At 68.6% G+C, this 17,687-nt stretch carries 8 protein-coding genes, 1 tRNA gene and 1 rRNA gene; 2 read left to right on the top strand and 8 right to left on the bottom strand.

Features of this window, described 5'->3' with window-relative positions; all coding sequences use genetic code 11:
* Nucleotides 1-32: 32 nt before the first annotated feature.
* The 4 genes from AB0N07_RS26705 to AB0N07_RS26690 form a co-directional block, all read right to left on the bottom strand.
* Complete coding sequence (locus AB0N07_RS26705) at nt 33-872, bottom strand: RodZ domain-containing protein (RefSeq protein ID WP_365839213.1); 840 nt, start codon at nt 870-872, stop codon at nt 33-35.
* A 243-nt stretch (nt 873-1,115) separates the two neighbouring features.
* The gene (locus tag AB0N07_RS26700) at nt 1,116-3,824 is read right to left on the bottom strand and encodes a DNA translocase FtsK (RefSeq protein ID WP_365839211.1); all 2,709 of its coding nucleotides are present in this window, start codon (nt 3,822-3,824) and stop codon (nt 1,116-1,118) included.
* Nucleotides 3,825-3,948: 124 nt separating this feature from the next.
* Nucleotides 3,949-4,632 carry a response regulator gene (locus tag AB0N07_RS26695; protein ID WP_115909444.1) on the bottom strand — a complete coding sequence of 228 codons (684 nt, stop codon included), beginning with the start codon at nt 4,630-4,632 and terminating at the stop codon, nt 3,949-3,951.
* A gap of 244 nt (nt 4,633-4,876) precedes the next feature.
* Nucleotides 4,877-10,348 carry a HAMP domain-containing protein gene (locus tag AB0N07_RS26690; protein ID WP_365839209.1) on the bottom strand — a complete coding sequence of 1,824 codons (5,472 nt, stop codon included), beginning with the start codon at nt 10,346-10,348 and terminating at the stop codon, nt 4,877-4,879.
* A 376-nt stretch (nt 10,349-10,724) separates the two neighbouring features.
* Between AB0N07_RS26690 and AB0N07_RS26685 the strand changes: the two genes are divergently transcribed.
* Nucleotides 10,725-13,478, top strand: a complete 2,754-nt coding sequence (locus tag AB0N07_RS26685) for a SpoIIE family protein phosphatase (protein WP_365839207.1) — start codon at nt 10,725-10,727, stop codon at nt 13,476-13,478.
* A 47-nt stretch (nt 13,479-13,525) separates the two neighbouring features.
* Here the strand turns inward: AB0N07_RS26685 and AB0N07_RS26680 are convergent, their stop codons facing one another.
* Nucleotides 13,526-15,016 carry an IS66 family transposase gene (locus AB0N07_RS26680; RefSeq protein WP_365839205.1) on the bottom strand — a complete coding sequence of 497 codons (1,491 nt, stop codon included), beginning with the start codon at nt 15,014-15,016 and terminating at the stop codon, nt 13,526-13,528.
* A gap of 298 nt (nt 15,017-15,314) precedes the next feature.
* Here AB0N07_RS26680 and AB0N07_RS26675 point away from each other — a divergent pair, with 298 nt between their 5' ends.
* Nucleotides 15,315-16,559 (top strand): IS110 family transposase, encoded by a 1,245-nt coding sequence (locus AB0N07_RS26675; RefSeq protein ID WP_365839203.1) that lies wholly within the window; start codon nt 15,315-15,317, stop codon nt 16,557-16,559.
* Nucleotides 16,560-16,642: 83 nt separating this feature from the next.
* Here the strand turns inward: AB0N07_RS26675 and AB0N07_RS26670 are convergent.
* From AB0N07_RS26670 to rrf, 3 genes are all read right to left on the bottom strand, one after another.
* Nucleotides 16,643-16,718 (bottom strand) — tRNA-Thr (locus AB0N07_RS26670).
* A 96-nt stretch (nt 16,719-16,814) separates the two neighbouring features.
* Complete coding sequence (locus AB0N07_RS26665; protein WP_365839298.1) at nt 16,815-17,477, bottom strand: DegT/DnrJ/EryC1/StrS family aminotransferase; 663 nt, start codon at nt 17,475-17,477, stop codon at nt 16,815-16,817.
* 115 nt (nt 17,478-17,592) lie between these two features.
* Nucleotides 17,593-17,687, bottom strand: a 5S ribosomal RNA gene (rrf, locus tag AB0N07_RS26660); the annotation flags it as partial.

Here is a 17,687-nt window from a genome sequence, read left to right as displayed (position 1 = left end):
CCGTATGAGCCCTACCCGCTGCCGGCCGACTGTCAGCCGGCCTGGGGGTCGCCCTTCGTATAGGTGAGGCGCTCCACCGCGCCGGACTGGAAGTTGTCGTCGATCTTCTTGCCGTTGACATAGAGCTGGATCGCGCCCGCGTCGCCGAGGACGAGGTTGATCTTCTCGCTGTCCTGGAAGGTCTTGGAGTCGCCCTGCTTGAGGAGCCCGTCGAAGAGCAGCCGGCCGTTGTGGTCCTTGGCCGAGATCCAGCTGCGGCCGTTGGCGGCACTGACCTGGACGGTCACCTTGTCCTGGGGAGCGGCCGCGATGGCACTGTCCGAGGGGTTGGACTTCGGGATGTCGGACTTGCTGCTCTTGGGCGTGGGCGAGGCCGACTTGCTGGTCGAGGGCGTGGATCCCTCGGCGACCTGGGTCTTCGCGCCGCTGTCGTCGCCGCCCTTGAACGCGGTGAACCCGACGAAGCCGACCACGGCGACGATCGCGGCGACCATGGCCGCGGTCCAGTTGGGTCCGCGCCGCTCGGGCCGGATGCGTTCCGCCTCGAAGAGGGGAGCCGCGGGGGTCGGCGCGGGGCGGCCGCCGTGCTCGGCGTCGTACTGCGCGAGCAGCGGGGCCGGATCGAGGTGGACAGCCTTGGCCAGGGTCCGGATGTGGCCCCGGGCGTAGACGTCGCCACCGCAGGGGGCGAAGTCGTCGGCCTCGATGGCGTGCACGATGGCGATGCGGACCCGGGTGGCGTTGGTGACGTCGTCGACGGTCAACCCGGCCGCGATTCGCGCCTGCCGGAGGGCATGGCCGATGGAGCGGTGGGCTTCCGCGCGATCGTCTTCGAACGGACGCTCGTCTGCAGGGGAGTTGCCGATGGACACGGGGGCGCCTTTCGAGCGTTTAAGCCACCTGTGCTGGAGGTTCAGTCTATGGGGGGTGCGAAAGGGTGGGGCAACCGGGCGGTCGGACTTTGTAGCCCATCGGAATGGCCGGACACGCCGATGGTGGGTGCGCGATGGTCGCTTCCCTCAACTTGACGTACGTGGACGGGAAACGGTTGCTCAATGATCCCTTACGGGTGAGTCACGATCGGACATCGGTGACCCTCCCGCGCGAGCCTCTCCTCAAGCCTCCCCGCGGATCACCGCGAGCACGCCGTCCAGCTCGTCGGCCTTCACAAGAACGTCACGAGCTTTCGACCCTTCGCTCGGTCCGACGATGCCCCTGGACTCCATGAGGTCCATGAGCCGCCCGGCCTTGGCGAAGCCGACGCGCAGTTTGCGCTGGAGCATGGACGTCGACCCGAACTGCGTCGACACCACCAGCTCGGCCGCCTGGCACAGCAGATCGAGGTCGTCGCCGATCTCCTCGTCGATCTCCTTCTTCTGCTTGGTGCCCACGGTGACGTCGTCCCGGAAGACGGGCGCCATCTGGTCCTTGCAGTGCTGGACGACGGCCGCGACCTCCTCCTCGGTCACGAAGGCGCCCTGCATACGGGTCGGCTTGTTCGCCCCCATCGGCAGGAACAGCCCGTCACCCTTGCCGATCAGCTTCTCGGCGCCGGGCTGGTCGAGGATGACGCGGCTGTCGGCGAGCGAGGAAGTGGCGAACGCGAGCCGCGAGGGCACGTTCGCCTTGATCAGACCGGTGACGACGTCGACCGAGGGCCGCTGCGTGGCGAGCACCAGGTGGATGCCGGCCGCGCGCGCGAGCTGCGTGATGCGCACGATCGCGTCCTCGACGTCCCGCGGCGCGACCATCATCAGGTCGGCGAGCTCGTCCACGATCACCAGCAGATACGGGTACGGCTGCAGCTCCCGCTCGCTGCCCTCGGGCAGCTTCACCTTGCCGTTGCGGATGGCCGCGTTGAAGTCGTCGATGTGCCGGAACCCGAACGCGGCCAGGTCGTCGTACCTGAGGTCCATCTCCCGTACGACCCACTGGAGCGCCTCGGCGGCCCGCTTCGGGTTGGTGATGATCGGCGTGATCAGGTGCGGGATGCCCTCGTAGGCGGTCAGCTCGACCCGCTTGGGGTCGACGAGGACCATACGGACGTCCTCGGGAGTTGCGCGGACCATGATTGACGTGATCAAGCAGTTGATGCACGACGACTTACCGGAACCGGTGGCTCCGGCCACGAGGACGTGCGGCATCTTCGCGAGGTTGGCCATCACATAGCCACCCTCGACGTCCTTGCCGAGCGCGACCAGCATCGGATGGTCGTCCTCGGCCGCCGCCGCCAGGCGCAGTACGTCTCCGAGGTTGACCATCTCGCGGTCGGTGTTCGGGATTTCGATGCCGACCGCGGACTTGCCGGGGATCGGGCTGATGATCCGCACGTCCGGGCTGGCGACGGCGTACGCGATGTTCTTCGTCAGCGCGGTGATCCGCTCGACCTTCACCGCGGGGCCGAGCTCGACCTCGTAGCGCGTGACCGTCGGCCCGCGGGTGAAACCGGTGACGGCGGCGTCGACCTTGAACTCGGTGAAGACGTTGGTGAGTGACGCGACCACCGCGTCGTTGGCGGCGCTGCGCGCCTTGCCGGGGCCGCCGCGCGTGAGGAGGTCGAGCGAAGGCAGGGAGTAGGTGATGTCGCCGGAGAGCTGAAGCTGCTCGGCGCGGGCGGGCAGGTCACCGGGCGCCTCGGGGGCGGGCTTGGTGAGGTCCGCGACCTCGACCTTCAGCTTCTCCTGCTTGGGGCGCGCGGCCGGCACGGCCTTCGGTGCCGGTGTGGGGGTCGGTGTGCTCTCCTCGCGGTCCCCGACGCTCACCCCCTGGGTGAGGTCGGCGACGATCGGCGAGGGCGGCATACCGTGCAGGACGGCGCCGTCGAGCGCGGCGGCCGCAGCCGCTGCGACGTCCACGGCGTCCATGGGGCGCTGCATGTCGGGCTGCGGCACCGCCGACCTGCGCGGGCGGCCGCGACGCCGCGAGAGGGCCTCCTGCTCCGCGCCGTCGGGGTCGTACGACTCGGGGGCCGGACCACGCCTGCGCGTGCGCGCGGGCAGCGCCTCGCGCCACTGGTCGTCGTAACGCTGATCGTCATCGGTGAACTCGTCCTCCTCCGGATCGTGGAGGACGCCGAGCTTCACTCCGAGCAGCCGCAGCCGCTGCGGAATGGCGTTGACGGGAGTGGCCGTGACGACGAGCAGACCGAAGATCGTCAGCAGCACGAGCAGAGGTACGGCGAGGACGTCGCCCATCGTGTACGTCAGCGGGGTCGCCGCCGCCCAGCCGATGAGGCCGCCGGCGTCCCTTATCGCCTGCATGCCGTCGCTGCGGGCGGGCGCCCCGCAGGCGATGTGGACCTGGCCGAGCACACCGATGACGAGCGCGGACAGGCCGATCACGATGCGGCCGTTGGCCTCGGGCTGCTCGGGATGGCGGATGAAGCGCACGGCGATGACCGCGAGCAGTATCGGCACGAGCAGGTCGAGGCGGCCGAAGGAGCCGGTCACCAGGATCTCGACGAGGTCACCGACGGGCCCGCGCAGATCTGCCCAGGTACCCGCGGCCACGATGAGCGCGATGGCGAGCAGCAGCAGGGCGACACCGTCCTTGCGGTGGGCCGGGTCGAGGTTCTTGGCGCCGTTCCCTATGCCGCGGAAGACGGCGCCGACGGCGTGCGCGACGCCGAGCCAGAGGGCGCGGACGAGCTTGTAGACGCCCCCGGTCGGGTTCGGCGCAGGCTTCGGCGGTGGCGCCGACTTCTTCGCCGCGGCTTTCCTGGCCGGGGCTTTCTTGGCCGGGGCCTTTTTCGCAGCGGCCTTCTTCGCCGGAGCCGCCGCCTTCTTCGCGGGCTGCTTCTTGGCAGCGGAGGGACGTGAGGCCATAGAGGTGAGGTTACCGGTGGAGGCGACAGCGGACACGTGTGCCTACTGCTTCACCCGTTCGTGTCGCCCTGAAGCGGGCGCAGAACTGACGCGTCCTCATGGACAACTGGTCCGCGTCCAGAAGTCAGTTCTGCGAGGACACCGAGGACGCGCTGCCGGCGCCCGGTTCCAAGGCGTCCAGCGCCCGCCGCAACCCCGTGAGTTTGCGTTCGAGATGAGCCGCGGTCGCCACGGCCGCCGCATCCGCCGACTCGTCGTCGAGCTGCTTCGACAGCGCTTCGGCCTGTTCCTCGACCGCCGCGAGCCGCGCCGAAAGCTCGGCGAGCAGGCTGGCGGGCTCCTTGGCCTCGCCCGCCGCGGTCTTGCCGCCGCCGCCCTCCAACTGGAGCCGCAGCAGCGCCGCCTGCTCCCGCAGCTGACAGTTCTTCATGTACAGCTCGACGAAAACCGAGACCTTCGCGCGCAGTACCCACGGGTCGAACGGCTTGGAGATGTAGTCCACCGCGCCGGCCGCATACCCACGGAAGGTGTGGTGTGGGCCGTGGTTGATCGCCGTGAGAAAGATGATCGGGATGTCCCGGGTCCGCTCTCGCCGCTTGATGTGCGCGGCTGTTTCGAAACCGTCCATTCCCGGCATCTGGACGTCCAGCAGAATGACCGCGAAGTCGTCCGTGAGCAGTGCTTTGAGCGCTTCCTCCCCTGACGATGCCCGCACCAGCGTCTGATCGAGCGCAGAGAGGATGGCCTCCAGCGCAAGCAGATTCTCCGGCCGGTCATCGACCAGGAGGATCTTGGCCTTCTGCACCATGGCCCGCCCTCCTCGCCCCGGATGTGCACCGGGCGCCGCCCCTGGGGACGACTCCCTTTCGCCGCCCGTCCTTGTGCCGGTCATCGTAGCCGCACCCCGCCTGTCGCCACACCCTGTCACCGCGATGTCACTGTGCACGTAGCAGAAACGTAGCGGGAGACCAGAAGGTTCCCCGAATCCCGTACTTCTACACGGCTTCGGGCACACTGAGTCAGCAACTCCGCGTGAACATCGATGGTTCCCGTCACTCCCCCCGCATCCACTGCTCCATCACCGACAGCAGATGATCGGGATCGACCGGCTTCGTCACGTAGTCGGAGGCGCCCGACTCGATCGCCTTCTCCCGGTCGCCCTTCATCGCCTTCGCGGTCAGCGCGATGATCGGCAGGCCCGCGAACTGCGGCATCCTGCGGATCGCCGTGGTCGTCGCGTAGCCGTCCATCTCGGGCATCATGATGTCCATCAGGACGACTGCGACGTCGTCGTGCTGTTCCAGGACCTCGATGCCCTCGCGGCCGTTCTCGGCGTACAGCACCGACAGCCCGTGCTGCTCCAGCACGCTGGTCAGCGCGAAGACGTTACGGATGTCGTCGTCGACGATCAGCACCTTCTGGCCGCCGAACCGGATGCCGCGCTGCACCTGCGGCGCCGCGTCCTGCTCGGCGGCCGACCACTGCTCCTGCGTCGCCAGACGCTGGTCGACATCGAGTCCGTGCCTGCGGCGGCGCCTGAAGAGCGCGGCGGCGCCGTTCTGCGTCTCCCGGTACGACCTCACCTCGGCCGGCGTCTCGATCTCCACCTCGGACAGATGAGCGCGCTCCGAGGCGGCCACCAGGTCGCCGACGTTCAAGGAGGGCAGGGCCTGCTGATAGCCCTGCGGCGGCAGTTCGCTGGGGTGCAGCGGCAAATACAGCGTGAACGTCGAACCGCGTCCCGGCTCGCTCTGCGCATGGATCTCACCGCCGAGCAGCTGCGCGATCTCCCGCGAGATCGACAGCCCCAGGCCGGTACCGCCGTACTTGCGGCTCGTCGTGCCGTCCGCCTGCTTGAACGCCTCGAAGATCACGCGCATCTTGCTGGCGGCGATACCGATACCGGTGTCGGTCACCGAGAACGCGATCAGATCCGCGTCCGGGTCGCTCATCGACCCGGCCTCCAGCAGCTGCTCCCGGATCGCCGCCGGCACCTCCCGGCCGGCCGGCCGGATGACCAGCTCCACGGCCCCGGAGTCGGTGAACTTCACCGCGTTGGACAGCAGGTTCCGCAGCACCTGCAGCAGCCGCTGTTCGTCGGTGTGCAGCGTGGCGGGCAGCTCCGGCGACACCCGTACGGACAGGTCGAGGCCCTTCTCCGCGGTCAGCGGCCGGAAGGTGGCCTCCACGTAGTCGACGAGCTGGACGAGCGCGATACGCGTCGGGGAGACGTCCATCTTGCCCGCCTCGACCTTGGACAGGTCGAGGATGTCGTTGATCAGCTGAAGCAGGTCCGATCCGGCGCCGTGGATGGTCTCGGCGAACTCGACCTGCTTCGGGGTGAGGTTGGAGTCCGCGTTGTCGGCGAGCAACTTGGCCAGGATCAGCAGCGAGTTGAGCGGTGTGCGCAGCTCGTGCGACATGTTGGCGAGGAACTCGCTCTTGTAACGCATCGACACGGCGAGTTGCTCGGCGCGCTCCTCCAGGACCTGCCGCGCCTCCTCGATCTCGGTGTTCTTGACCTCGATGTCGCGGTTCTGCTGGGCCAGCAGCTCGGCCTTCTCCTCCAGCTCGGCGTTGGACGCCTGGAGGGCCTTCTGCCGGTTCTCCAGCTCGGCCGAGCGCTCACGGAGTTGCTCGGTCAGCTCCTGCGACTGCTTCAGCAGCTGCTCCGTCTTGGTGTTGACGGAGATCGTGTTGACGCTGGTCGCGATCATCTCGGCGATCTGGTTGAGGAAGTCCTTCTGGATCTGCGTAAAGGGATTGAAGGAGGCCAGCTCGATGACACCGAGCACCTTGCCCTCGAACAGCACCGGAAGGACGATCACTTGTGCCGGCGGTGCCTCGCCGAGGCCGGAGGAGATCTTCAGGTAGCCGCTGGGCGCGTTCTCCACCAGGATCGTGCGCTTCTCCTCGGCGGCCGTCCCGATCAGCGCCTCGCCGGGCCGGAACGACGTCGGCATGGAGCCCATCGAGTAGCCGTACGACCCCAGCATGCGCAATTCGTACGCGTCCTCGCTCTCGGCGTTCAGGTCCTTGCCGTCCATCAGCGGCATCGCCACGAAGAACGCGCCGTGCTGTGCCGAGACCACGGGCGTCAGCTCGCTCATGATCAGGGAGGCCACGTCCTGCAGATCGCGACGGCCCTGCATCAGCGCCGAGATACGGGCGAGGTTGCCCTTCAGCCAGTCCTGCTCCTTGTTGGCGATCGTGGTGTCACGCAGGTTGGCGATCATCTTGTTGATGTAGTCCTGGAGCTCCTGGATCTCCCCGGACGCATCGACGTCGATCTTCAGATTCAGGTCACCGCGGGTCACCGCGGTCGCCACGCGCGCGATGGCGCGCACCTGCCGGGTAAGGTTCCCTGCCATTTCGTTGACGGACTCGGTGAGGTCGCGCCAGGTGCCGTCTACGTCACGCACGCGTGCCTGACCGCCGAGCTGGCCTTCCGTGCCCACCTCACGGGCCACTCGGGTGACTTCCTCGGCGAAGGACGACAGCTGGTCGACCATCGTGTTGATCGTCGTCTTCAGCTCGAGGATCTCGCCGCGGGCGTCAATGTCGATCTTCTTGGTCAGGTCGCCCTTGGCGATGGCGGTGGTGACCATGGCGATGTTGCGCACCTGACCGGTCAGGTTGGACGCCATGCCGTTCACCGAATCGGTGAGGTCCTTCCAGGTGCCCGCCACGCCCGGCACATGCGCCTGACCGCCCAGGATGCCGTCCGTGCCCACCTCGCGGGCCACCTTCGTGACCTGGTCGGCGAACGAACTCAGTGTCTTCACCATCGTGTTGAAGGTGTCGGCCAGCTGCTGCACCTCGCCGCGCGCCTCGATCGTCACCGTCCGCGTCAGGTCGCCGTTGGCGACGGCCGCCGCGACCTGGGAGATGTTGCGCACCTGCATGGTCAGGTTCTTGGCCATCAGGTTCACATTGCCGCTGAGGTCCTTCCAGATGCCCGTGACGCCCGGAACGTGCGCCTGGCCGCCCAGGATGCCCTCGGTGCCCACCTCGCGGGCCACCCGGGTCACCTGCTCGGCGAAACTGGACAGCTGGTCGACCATCGTGTTGACCGTCGTGACGAGCTCGAGAATCTCGCCCTTCGCGTCAACAGTGATCTTCTTGGACAGGTCGCCCTTGGCGACCGCGGTGGTGACCTCGGCGATGTTGCGCACCTGGATGGTCAGGTTGTTCGCCATGAAGTTCACGGACTGGGTGAGGTCCTTCCAGGTGCCGGAGACACCCTGCACCTCGGCCTGACCGCCGAGCTGCCCCTCGGTACCCACCTCGCGGGCGACCCTGGTGACCTCCTCCGCGAACGACGACAGCTGGTCCACCATCGTGTTCAGGGTGTTCTTCAGTTCCAGGATCTCCCCGCGCGCGTCCACGGTGATCTTCTGGGACAGGTCACCTCGGGCGACCGCGGTGGCGACCTGGGCGATGTTGCGCACCTGGGCCGTCAGGTTGCCGGCCATGCCGTTCACGGAGTCGGTCAGGTCGCGCCACACGCCTGCCACGCCGGGCACCTGCGCCTGACCGCCAAGACGACCCTCGGTGCCCACCTCGCGGGCCACCCGGGTCACCTGGTCGGCGAATCCGGAGAGCTGGTCGACCATCGTGTTGATGGTGTTCTTCAGTTCCAGGATCTCGCCGCGCGCGTCCACGTCGATCTTCTGGGACAGGTCGCCCTGGGCGACCGCGGTCGTCACCTGGGCGATGTTGCGCACCTGGGCCGTCAGGTTGCCGGCCATGCCGTTGACGGAGTCGGTGAGCTCCTTCCACGTACCTGCAACACCCGGTACGACCGCCTGGCCGCCCAGCCGACCCTCGGTGCCCACGTCCCGGGCCATCCGCGTCACCTGGTCGGCGAAGGACGACAGCTGGTCCACCATCGTGTTCACGGTGTTCTTCAGCTGGAGCATCTCGCCGGAGACGTCCACGGTCACCTTCTGCGACAGATCGCCGTTGGCGACCGCCGTCGTCACCTGGGCGATGTTGCGCACCTGGCCGGTGAGGTTGCGGAATGCGGTGTTGACCGAGTCGGTCAAGTCCTTCCAGGTACCGGCCGCGCCGGGCACCTGCGCCTGCCCGCCCAGCTCACCCTCGACACCGACCTCCCGGGCCACCCGCGTGACCTCGGAACCGAACGACGACAGCTGATCCACCATGCCGTTGACGGTGTTCTTCAGCTCGAGCATCTCGCCGGCCACGTCGACGGTGACCTTCTGGGAGAGGTCACCGTTGGCCACCGCCGTGGTGACCGCCGCGATGTCCCTCACCTGAATGGTCAGATTCCGGAACACCGTGTTGACGGAGTCCGTCAGGTCCTTCCACGTACCCGCCGCGCCCGGCACGTTCGCCTGGCCGCCCAGCTGTCCCGCGGCGCCGACCTCGTTGGCCACACGCGTGACCTCGTCCGCGAAGATCCGCAGCGTCTCCGTCATCTGGTTGATCGTGTCCGCGAGCTGCGCGACCTCGCCGCGTGCGGAGACGGTGACCTTCTGCGACAGGTCACCGCTGGCGACCGCCGTGGTGACCTGGGCGATTCCGCGCACCTGTGCCGTCAGGTTGCCGGCCATGAGGTTCACCGAATCGGTGAGGTCCTTCCACACCCCGGCCACACCCGGCACCTGCGCCTGCCCACCGAGCTCGCCCTCGGTGCCCACCTCACGCGCGACTCGCGTCACCTCGGAGGAGAAGGACGACAGCTGGTCCACCATCGTGTTGACGGTGTTCTTCAGCTCCAACATCTCGCCGGCGACATGAACGGTGACCTTCCGCGACAGATCACCCTTGGCCACCGCGGTCGTCACCAGGGCGATGTCCCGCACCTGGGCCGTCAGCCGGTACGCCATCGTGTTGACGGAGTCCGTGAGGTCCTTCCACGAACCCGACATGCCACGCACTCGTGCCTGCCCGCCCAGCTTGCCCTCGGTGCCCACCTCGCTGGCCACGCGCGTGACCTCGTCGGTGAAGGTCGACAGCTGATCGACAAGGTTGTTTACAGTCCGTCCGACCTTGAGGAACTCCCCGCGCAACGGATGCCCGGTCCCGTCCGGCGCCTGCGTCCGCAGCTCCATACGGGGCGAGAGATCGCCCTCCGCGACCGCGGACAGCACCCGGCCGACCTCGGAGACGGGCCGTACGAGGTCGTCCACGAGCGCGTTCGACGCCTCGATGGCGGCCACCCAGGAACCCTCGTAGGCGCCCGTCTCCAGCCGTTCGGTGAGCTTGCCCTCACGGCCCACCATGCGCCGCACCCGCGACAGCTCACCCGTCAGATGGAGATTCCGGTCGGCCACCTCATTGAAGACCGCCGCGATCTCCGACATCACGCCGTCTCCGGACACCGTGAGCCGCTTGCGGAAGTTCCCGTCGCGCATCGCCACGAGAGCCGCCAGCAGCCTGTTCAGAGAAGCCGTGTCCACTGCGGTCGTCCCGCCGCGCGGTTTGCGCTGGTTGTTCAGGGACTGTCCGCCTTTCGCGCGCGTCTTAGTGCCCCGCGTCGCTGCGCCAGACTCCACTGTGTCCCTCCCGCAGGGGTCGACCGTTACTGCTGTGCTCCGGTACTACCGCTGGACGTACCAGTTGTTGCTGCCTGTTTCTGCCCGATGTACCAGGCCGCACCACGGGCTGCTGCCCACTGCACACGGAAGCCACTCGGCCTGTCCGGACCTTCACAAGAAGCTTGCCCAGTGTTTCACCCTGCCTGAACCCGGCCATAACAGTTCGGCAGCTTCGCACATCGTCCGCACACCCTCTGGGCGGAAACACTGCAGACCGGCATCCGCATGGCCGTCGAAGGTAAGTAACCTTGCATGCGGCTGTCCAGCCGCGCCGGTCCGTCCGGCCTGGGCGGTGGCACGAGAACGAGCGGGCATCGGAGGGGCGGCCGCACACATGACCACCGGACTGATCCCGGGGGGACAGCCCCCGGACCCCCGGCCGACGGGCGGTCTGCCGCATCAGCGGCACGAGCCGGTCGGCCAGGCAGCCCTGCCCGTCGACAACCGGCCGAGGAGTTCTGTGATCACCGCGCGCGCGGCCGCCAGCTTCGAGCCCGTCGGACGATCGGTAGCGACCGCCCGCTCCTTCGTCCGCGACACCCTCCAGGGCTGGGGCTTCGCCGACATCGTCGACGACGCCGTGGTCCTCACCAGCGAGCTGGTCACCAACGCCGTCGTCCACGCGGGCACCTCCGCGGACGTCCTGTGCCTGCGCAGCGACGAGGGCGTACGGATCGAGGTGGCCGACCGGTACCCGGAGCGCGAGATCCCCCTCCAGGGTCATGCCGTCAACATGGGCAGCCCGGACCGCGAGGGCGGCCGGGGACTCCAGCTGTGCGCCGCACTCGCAGGCCGCTGGGGTGTCGAGTACACGCCCACCCACAAGCAGGTCTGGTTCCAGCTCGACCTCCCGGAGCGCGCCGTGGGCACCCGCGCCGCCGGCCCGTCCCTCCCCGCCGACCTCCTCCCCCTCGCCGACGGGCGGGTCCGCGTCGCGGTCGTCCAGATCGACCGCAGCGGCTCCATCACTTCGTGGAACGAGGACGCGGAGGAACTCTTCGGCTACCCCGGCGAACAGGTGATCGGAAAGCCCCTTACCGATCTCGCCGCGTGGCCGCACACCCCGGGCACCAGCACCGGTATCGCGGAGGCCCTCCAGCTCTCCCGCTGGGAGGGCAGCTACGGCATAAGGGGCGCCAACGGCCGCGTCACCCCCGTGTACGCCTCCCACCTCCGCGTCCGCGACACGGGCGGCGAACCGTCCACCGTCTGCCTCCTCGTCCGGGACCACGAACGGGCCGTCCTGCAGACACCGCTGCGCATCCCGGCCTCCGACACGGCACCCGCCGCCGACGGACAGAGCACCGACCCCTTCGAGGTGTTCATCGGCTCTCCGGCCCCGGACGACCTCGACGGTCTCCTCCAGCGCACGGTGGAACGCGCCCGTGACATGCTCGACGCCGACTCCGCCTTCCTGCTCCTGGCGACCGACGACGAGACGGAACTGGAGGTCCGCGCCTCCACCGGCCTGCCCTCCGCCCGGCAGCGCTTCGCGCGCGTGCCCGTCGAGGCAGGCCCCGGCCGCTACGGCTCGGCCCGCATGCCGGCCGTCCACGACGACCTCACGGCCGTACCGGGCGCCGTACCGCTCCTCAGCGGCACGGGCATGCGCTCGGTCGTCACCGTCCCCCTGAAGGTCGAGGGCCGCCTCACCGGCTCCCTCGGCGTGGCGGCCGAGAGCCCCCGCAGATACTCGAACGAAGAAGCCCTGCGCCTCCAGTTCGCCGCGGACCGCATCGCGTTGGCCGTCGAGTCGGCCCGCCTCGGCGAACTGGAACGCCTGCGCCGAGGCTCACTGAGCTTCCTCGTCGAGGCCTCCGACCTCCTGGCAGGCACCCTGGACCGCGACCAGACCCTGGCCCTGATGGCCCAGATGACGGTCCCCACCCTCGCCACCTGGTGCGCCGTCTACACGATCGCCGACCAGGCCTCCGAGCCCTATCTGTCGTACGTCCTGCACGAGGACGAGGAACTCATCGACGGCATCAAGTCGCTGCTGTCGAAGGTCCCGCCGCCCGACCCGGTACCCACGCCCGGCGCCCGCGTGTGGACGGCCCCCGGCGAGGTCGCCCACCGGGCGGCCCTGCGCAGCTCCATGCGGAGCCTGGGGCTGAGCGGCGGCCCAACCCACCAGATCGCCTCGGGCATCGGCCCCACGCTCGCCACCGCCTCCGCCGTCGGCGGCGAAACCGTCGTACTCCCCCTGGTGGCGCGCAACCGAGTCATCGGCATGCTGACCCTCGGCAAGCCCACCGACGAACACTTCCGCCAGGAAATCCTGGAACTGGCCGAGGACCTGAGCCGACGGGCCGCCCTGGCCCTCGACAACGCCCGCCTGTACTCGGAGCGCACGGCCATCAGCCAGTCCCTCCAGCGCAGCCTCCTGCCCCCGGAACTCCCGGAGATCGACGGCGTGGAGGTCGAGGTCATCTACCGCGCGGCCGGCGAGGGCAACGAGGTCGGCGGCGACTTCTACGACCTCTTCCCGATCAGCGACGACGCCTACGGCTTCGCCATCGGCGACGTCTGCGGTACGGGCCCCAACGCGGCGGCGGTCACGGGCCTCGCCCGGCACGCTCTCCGCCTCCTGGCCCGTGAGGGCCTCAGCGGCCCGGCGGTCCTGGAGCGACTGAACTCGGCCATTCTCGACGAGGGCGCCCGCAGCCGCTTCCTGACCCTTCTCTACGGCGAGCTACGGCCGCAGGAGGACGGCAGCGCCGAGCTGAAGGTGGTCTGCGCCGGCCACCCCCTCCCGCTCCGCCTGCGCCAGGACGGCACCGTCGAACCGGCCGCCGAACCCCAGCCGCTCCTGGGCGTCATGGAGGACCTGGAGCTCTACGAGCAGACGGTCACCCTCGACCCTGGCGACGTCCTTCTGTGCGTCACGGACGGCGTCACCGAGCGCCGTGAAGGCACCCGCATGCTCGGCGACGACGGCCTCACCGACGTCCTCACCACCTGCACCGGTCTGACAGCCGGCGCGGTTGCCGCCCGCATCATGCGCGCGGTGGAACGCTTCGCATCCGACGCCCCGTCCGACGACATGGCAATCCTGGCGATGCGGGTCCCGGGCCTCCACAAGGACTGAGGGATCCGCGAGTACGAAAAAGGTAGCAGCAGGGTGTGGCTGTGTGGTCACACGCCAGCGGGGGTGAGGGCGTGCGGGATCCACGCCCCGGTGGTGAAGAGGCGCTTGAGGGCGTCGTAGCGTCCGATGCCCCACTTGCCGGCCGTGGACAGGTAGGACTGGACGATCGCGAAGTCCGCGAGTCCTTGGAGGGTGCGCCAGCAGCCGCCGGAGGAGCGTTGCTGGACCTTGGCGGGACGGATGTCGCGTTCGGACTGGTTGTTGGTGAAGGGGACGGCGAGGTCGGTGGTGAAGCGGAGGATGACTTCGCGGTGGTCTTCGAAACGGCGGGCGAGGGTACGGGCGTGCGCGGCCAGCTCGCTTGAGCGGTGCCGGTTGTCGCTGCGGGCACGGGCCAGGGCGCCGGTGTAGAGGCGTTGGACGGCGGTCAGTTCACCGGCGCTCAGCGCGTCGCGGCCCGCTTGGCGGGCGGCGTGTGCGAGGCGGTTGGCCTCCAGCAGGGTGTCGGCCATCGCACGGGCCCACAACTGGCCTTCGGGGTCGGCTTCGTGGATGCCGCGCAGGTCGCGCAGCAGGTGGGCGCCGCACCAGGCGTGCAGGACGTTGTCCAGGTGGGTGTAGCCGACGTAGCCGTCGCGGGCCAGGACCCCGCTGAGGTGGGGCAGGACGTCCCCGGCGTCGATGGTGGCGGCCGAGCGGTCGCCGGTGTGCATGAGGGTGAGGTGTTCGGTGGCGGCGACGTGCAGGTAGCGGGTGGCGCCGGCGGTGCGGGTGAAGGTCTCGTCGGCGTGGACCACCGGCGCGGTGATGATCAGGGCGCGGACGGCGGGCAGGAAGGTCTCTTCCAGCAGACGGGCCGCACGCCCCCGCAGGGACGCGGCGAACCCGGTCGACACGCGCGCGGCGCACAGTTCCATGACCAGCAGCGTCGAGCGGTGCACAGGGATGTGGTCGCCCAGTACCGCGTCGGCGACCTTGGCGGTGATCTCGGGCCCGTACTGGGCCGGGCTCTCGATACCGGCGGGGAAGGCCCCCGCGGCCCTGATGCCGCAGCCGGGGCAGGATTTGACCTCGGCCGCGTACTCGGTGACCTCGACGGGAGCGGGCTCGGGCAGGTCGTAGACCTGCCGTCGGCGTACCGCACCCACCGGCACCTCGGCCGGCAAGACGGCGCAGCCCGGGCACGAGGCTGGAGCGGGGATCATGATCCGGTGGTCTGGTGCTTCGGCCTGCCGCAGCGTGGTGCCTGGGTCTCCCGGCTGCTTGCCGGGCTTGCGGCCCGACCGGGTACGCGAGGAACCACCCCGGGGGCGGCGTCCCGGCCCGTCCGAGGACGGCGGCTTGGAGGAAGTGGAAGAGTCCTTCGACAGCCGCAGCACCAGTGCCTGGACCTGCGCGGTCAGCTCCCCGACCTGCACCAGCAGGGCATCGATCCGTTCGTCCTTGACCGCCTCGCGCTCACGCGCGGCGGCCAACTCGCCGCGCAACACAGCGAGTTCGGCAGCGAGCACCTCATCGGAGCGTGCGGGATCGGACACCCCACGAGCCTATCGATCACCGAACCCGAACTGCCAACCAGCCTCACCCTGCTGAATAGTCATCCCGGGCCCTGTCGGTCCCGCCCCGTGGCCGGGAAAATCAGGCGTGGTGCCTGTCCGGAGGACGTCGATCTAGCTTGGTGTCGCAGGTCGAACCCGTTGAATAGTCGGACGCGGGGACCGAGCGCAGGAGTCCAGTGATGTTGCCGCGAGCACGCAAGAGAGCTTCTTTGAATCCTGTGGTCCCTGATGGGCGGGCACCGCTTCCGGTGCGGGACGCGAGGGGCGGGGACAGGACATGGATGTACTCGAGGAGCGGTGCGGGGGCGCTGATCTGAGCAAGGCGGATGTGAAGGTATGCATCCGGGTGCCGGGCGCCGGCAAGCGTGCCCGCTATGAGATCCGTTCGTTCTCCACGATGAGCGACGGCCTGCTGGAGTTGCGGGACTGGCTGGTGGCGAACGGGATCACCCGGATCGGCATGGAGGCGACGGCATCGTTCTGGAAGCCGCTGTTCTACCTCCTGGAGGCGACCGAGGGGATCGAGCCGTGGCTGCTGAACGCCCAGCACATCAAGACCGTCCCCGGGCGTAAGACCGACGTGAAGGACTGCCAGTGGATCTGCCGGCTGGTCGAACACGGTCTGGTCCGCCCCAGCTTCGTACCCCCGCGCGATATCCGCCAACTGCGGGACCTGACCCGCTACCGGACCGAGACCGTCCGCGACCGGGCCCGCGACGTGAACCGGCTGGCGATGTTCCTGGAGGACGCCGGGATCAAGCTGTCCTCGGTGGTGTCCGACATCACCGGCCGCTCGGCACGGGCGATGCTGGATGCCCTGGTGGCCGGAGAACGCGACCCGCGGATGCTGGCCAACCTCGCACTCGGCAGCCTGCAGGGCAAGGTCCCGCTGCTGACCCGCGCCCTGACCGGCGGCTTCAGCGAACACCACGCCTTCATGGTTGCCTCGATGCTGCGGGCCATCGACGAGGCCGACGACCGGATCGTTCGCCTGAGCGAGGAGATCAACCGGCAACTCCAGCCACTGCGGCAGCAGGTCGACCTCCTGATCACCATTCCCGGCATCAGCCTGACCCTGGCCCAGGTCCTGATCGCCGAGGTGGGCGTGGACATGGGCCGCTTCGCCACCGCCGGGCACCTCGCCTCCTGGGCCGGAATGTGCCCCGGCAACAACGAATCGGCGGGCAAACGGCAGTCCGGACGAACCCGTCACGGAGACACCTGGCTCAAGACCGCCCTGTTCATGGCCGGCACCAGCGCCGCCCGCTCCAAGAACACCTACCTGGGCGCACAGTTTCGGAGGCTGGTCCCGCACCGCGGCGCGAAACGCGCGACCGTCGCAGTCGGGCACTCCATCCTCGTCGCCACCTGGCACATCCTCCACGACCTTGTCCCGTATCACGACCTCGGCGCCGACCACTTCACCAACCGGCTCGGCAAGGAACGACAGACACGACGCCTGCTCTCGCAACTCGCCGCCCTCGGCCTCGACATCACCGTCACCCCACGCGAGGACACCTGAACTGCACCGACGTGCTTCAGCTGACGAGATTTTCAAGAGAGCTACCGAAAAAGGCCCCGCCCAATTGGGCGGGGCCTTCCGGTTGGAGCCCCCAAACGGAATCGAACCGTTGACCTTCTCCTTACCATGGAGACGCTCTACCGACTGAGCTATAGGGGCCTGTCACCTTGGGAAGATTTCCCCGCAGCAACGAAATAGATCGTACCCCGAACAGACACGTGCTCCCAACCGCGTCGTGCAGTGCCGACCGCCCGCTCAGAAAGCAGGCTGAAGCAATCCACCCAGTGCATTGCACGCGCCCACGATCCGCTGCATGTCCCGCTTGGTCAACGTGGCGTCGACGGGAAGCGCAAGGGTCTCGTCGGCGGCCCGCTCGGTCTCGGGCAGTGACACGCACCGGCGGAATTCCGGCAGCCGGTGCACAGGCGTCTTCACCGGCACCCGGCACTCAACTCCCCTGGCGCGCACTGCCCGAGCGAAGGCATCCCGGTCCGGCCGCCCGTTCCCCGGCACCCGCACGACGTACTGCTGGTAGGTGTGCCCGTCACCGCCGTCTGGTGTCCGCACACCCCTCAACTTGGCGTCGAGATAGGCGGCCCGCTCCCTACGCTGAGCGATCTCTTCGTACGGAACCTCGGACTCGCCCTGCTCCAGGACCAGAAGCCCGTGCCGCTGCCCCACACCGTGCAGCCGCGCGATGTCGGCCGGCCGACCGAAGCGGTGTACGACAACGACCGCCGCCGTGCGCGGAGTTATGGCTGCTTCGACAGCGGCCGGGTCGAGGCAGTACGTCAGCGGATCTATGTCGGCGAACGCCGGCAGCCCGCCGACGAGGGCGACAGCCCCGGCGACCTCGGAGTTACCGAAGGCCGGCACGACAACCTCGTCACCGACTCCGACGCCGGCGGCCCTGAGCATTGCAGCAGTACCCATGCTCCGGATGGTTGTTGCGCAACGTGAACTTCAAGTGACGGAGAACAAAAAAGGGTTGGACCCCGAACCAAAGTTCAGGATCCAACCCTTTGAATAATTGGTTCGGCGGCGTCCTACTCTCCCACAGGGTCCCCCCTGCAGTACCATCGGCGCTGTAAGGCTTAGCTTCCGGGTTCGGAATGTAACCGGGCGTTT

It is taken from the genome of Streptomyces sp. NPDC051172 (assembly GCF_040682555.1).
In the GTDB taxonomy this organism is placed as follows: Bacteria; Actinomycetota; Actinomycetes; order Streptomycetales; family Streptomycetaceae; genus Streptomyces.
The sequence above is the reverse complement of the archived record's forward strand: the minus strand, read 5'-3'. Positions and strand labels throughout refer to the sequence as shown.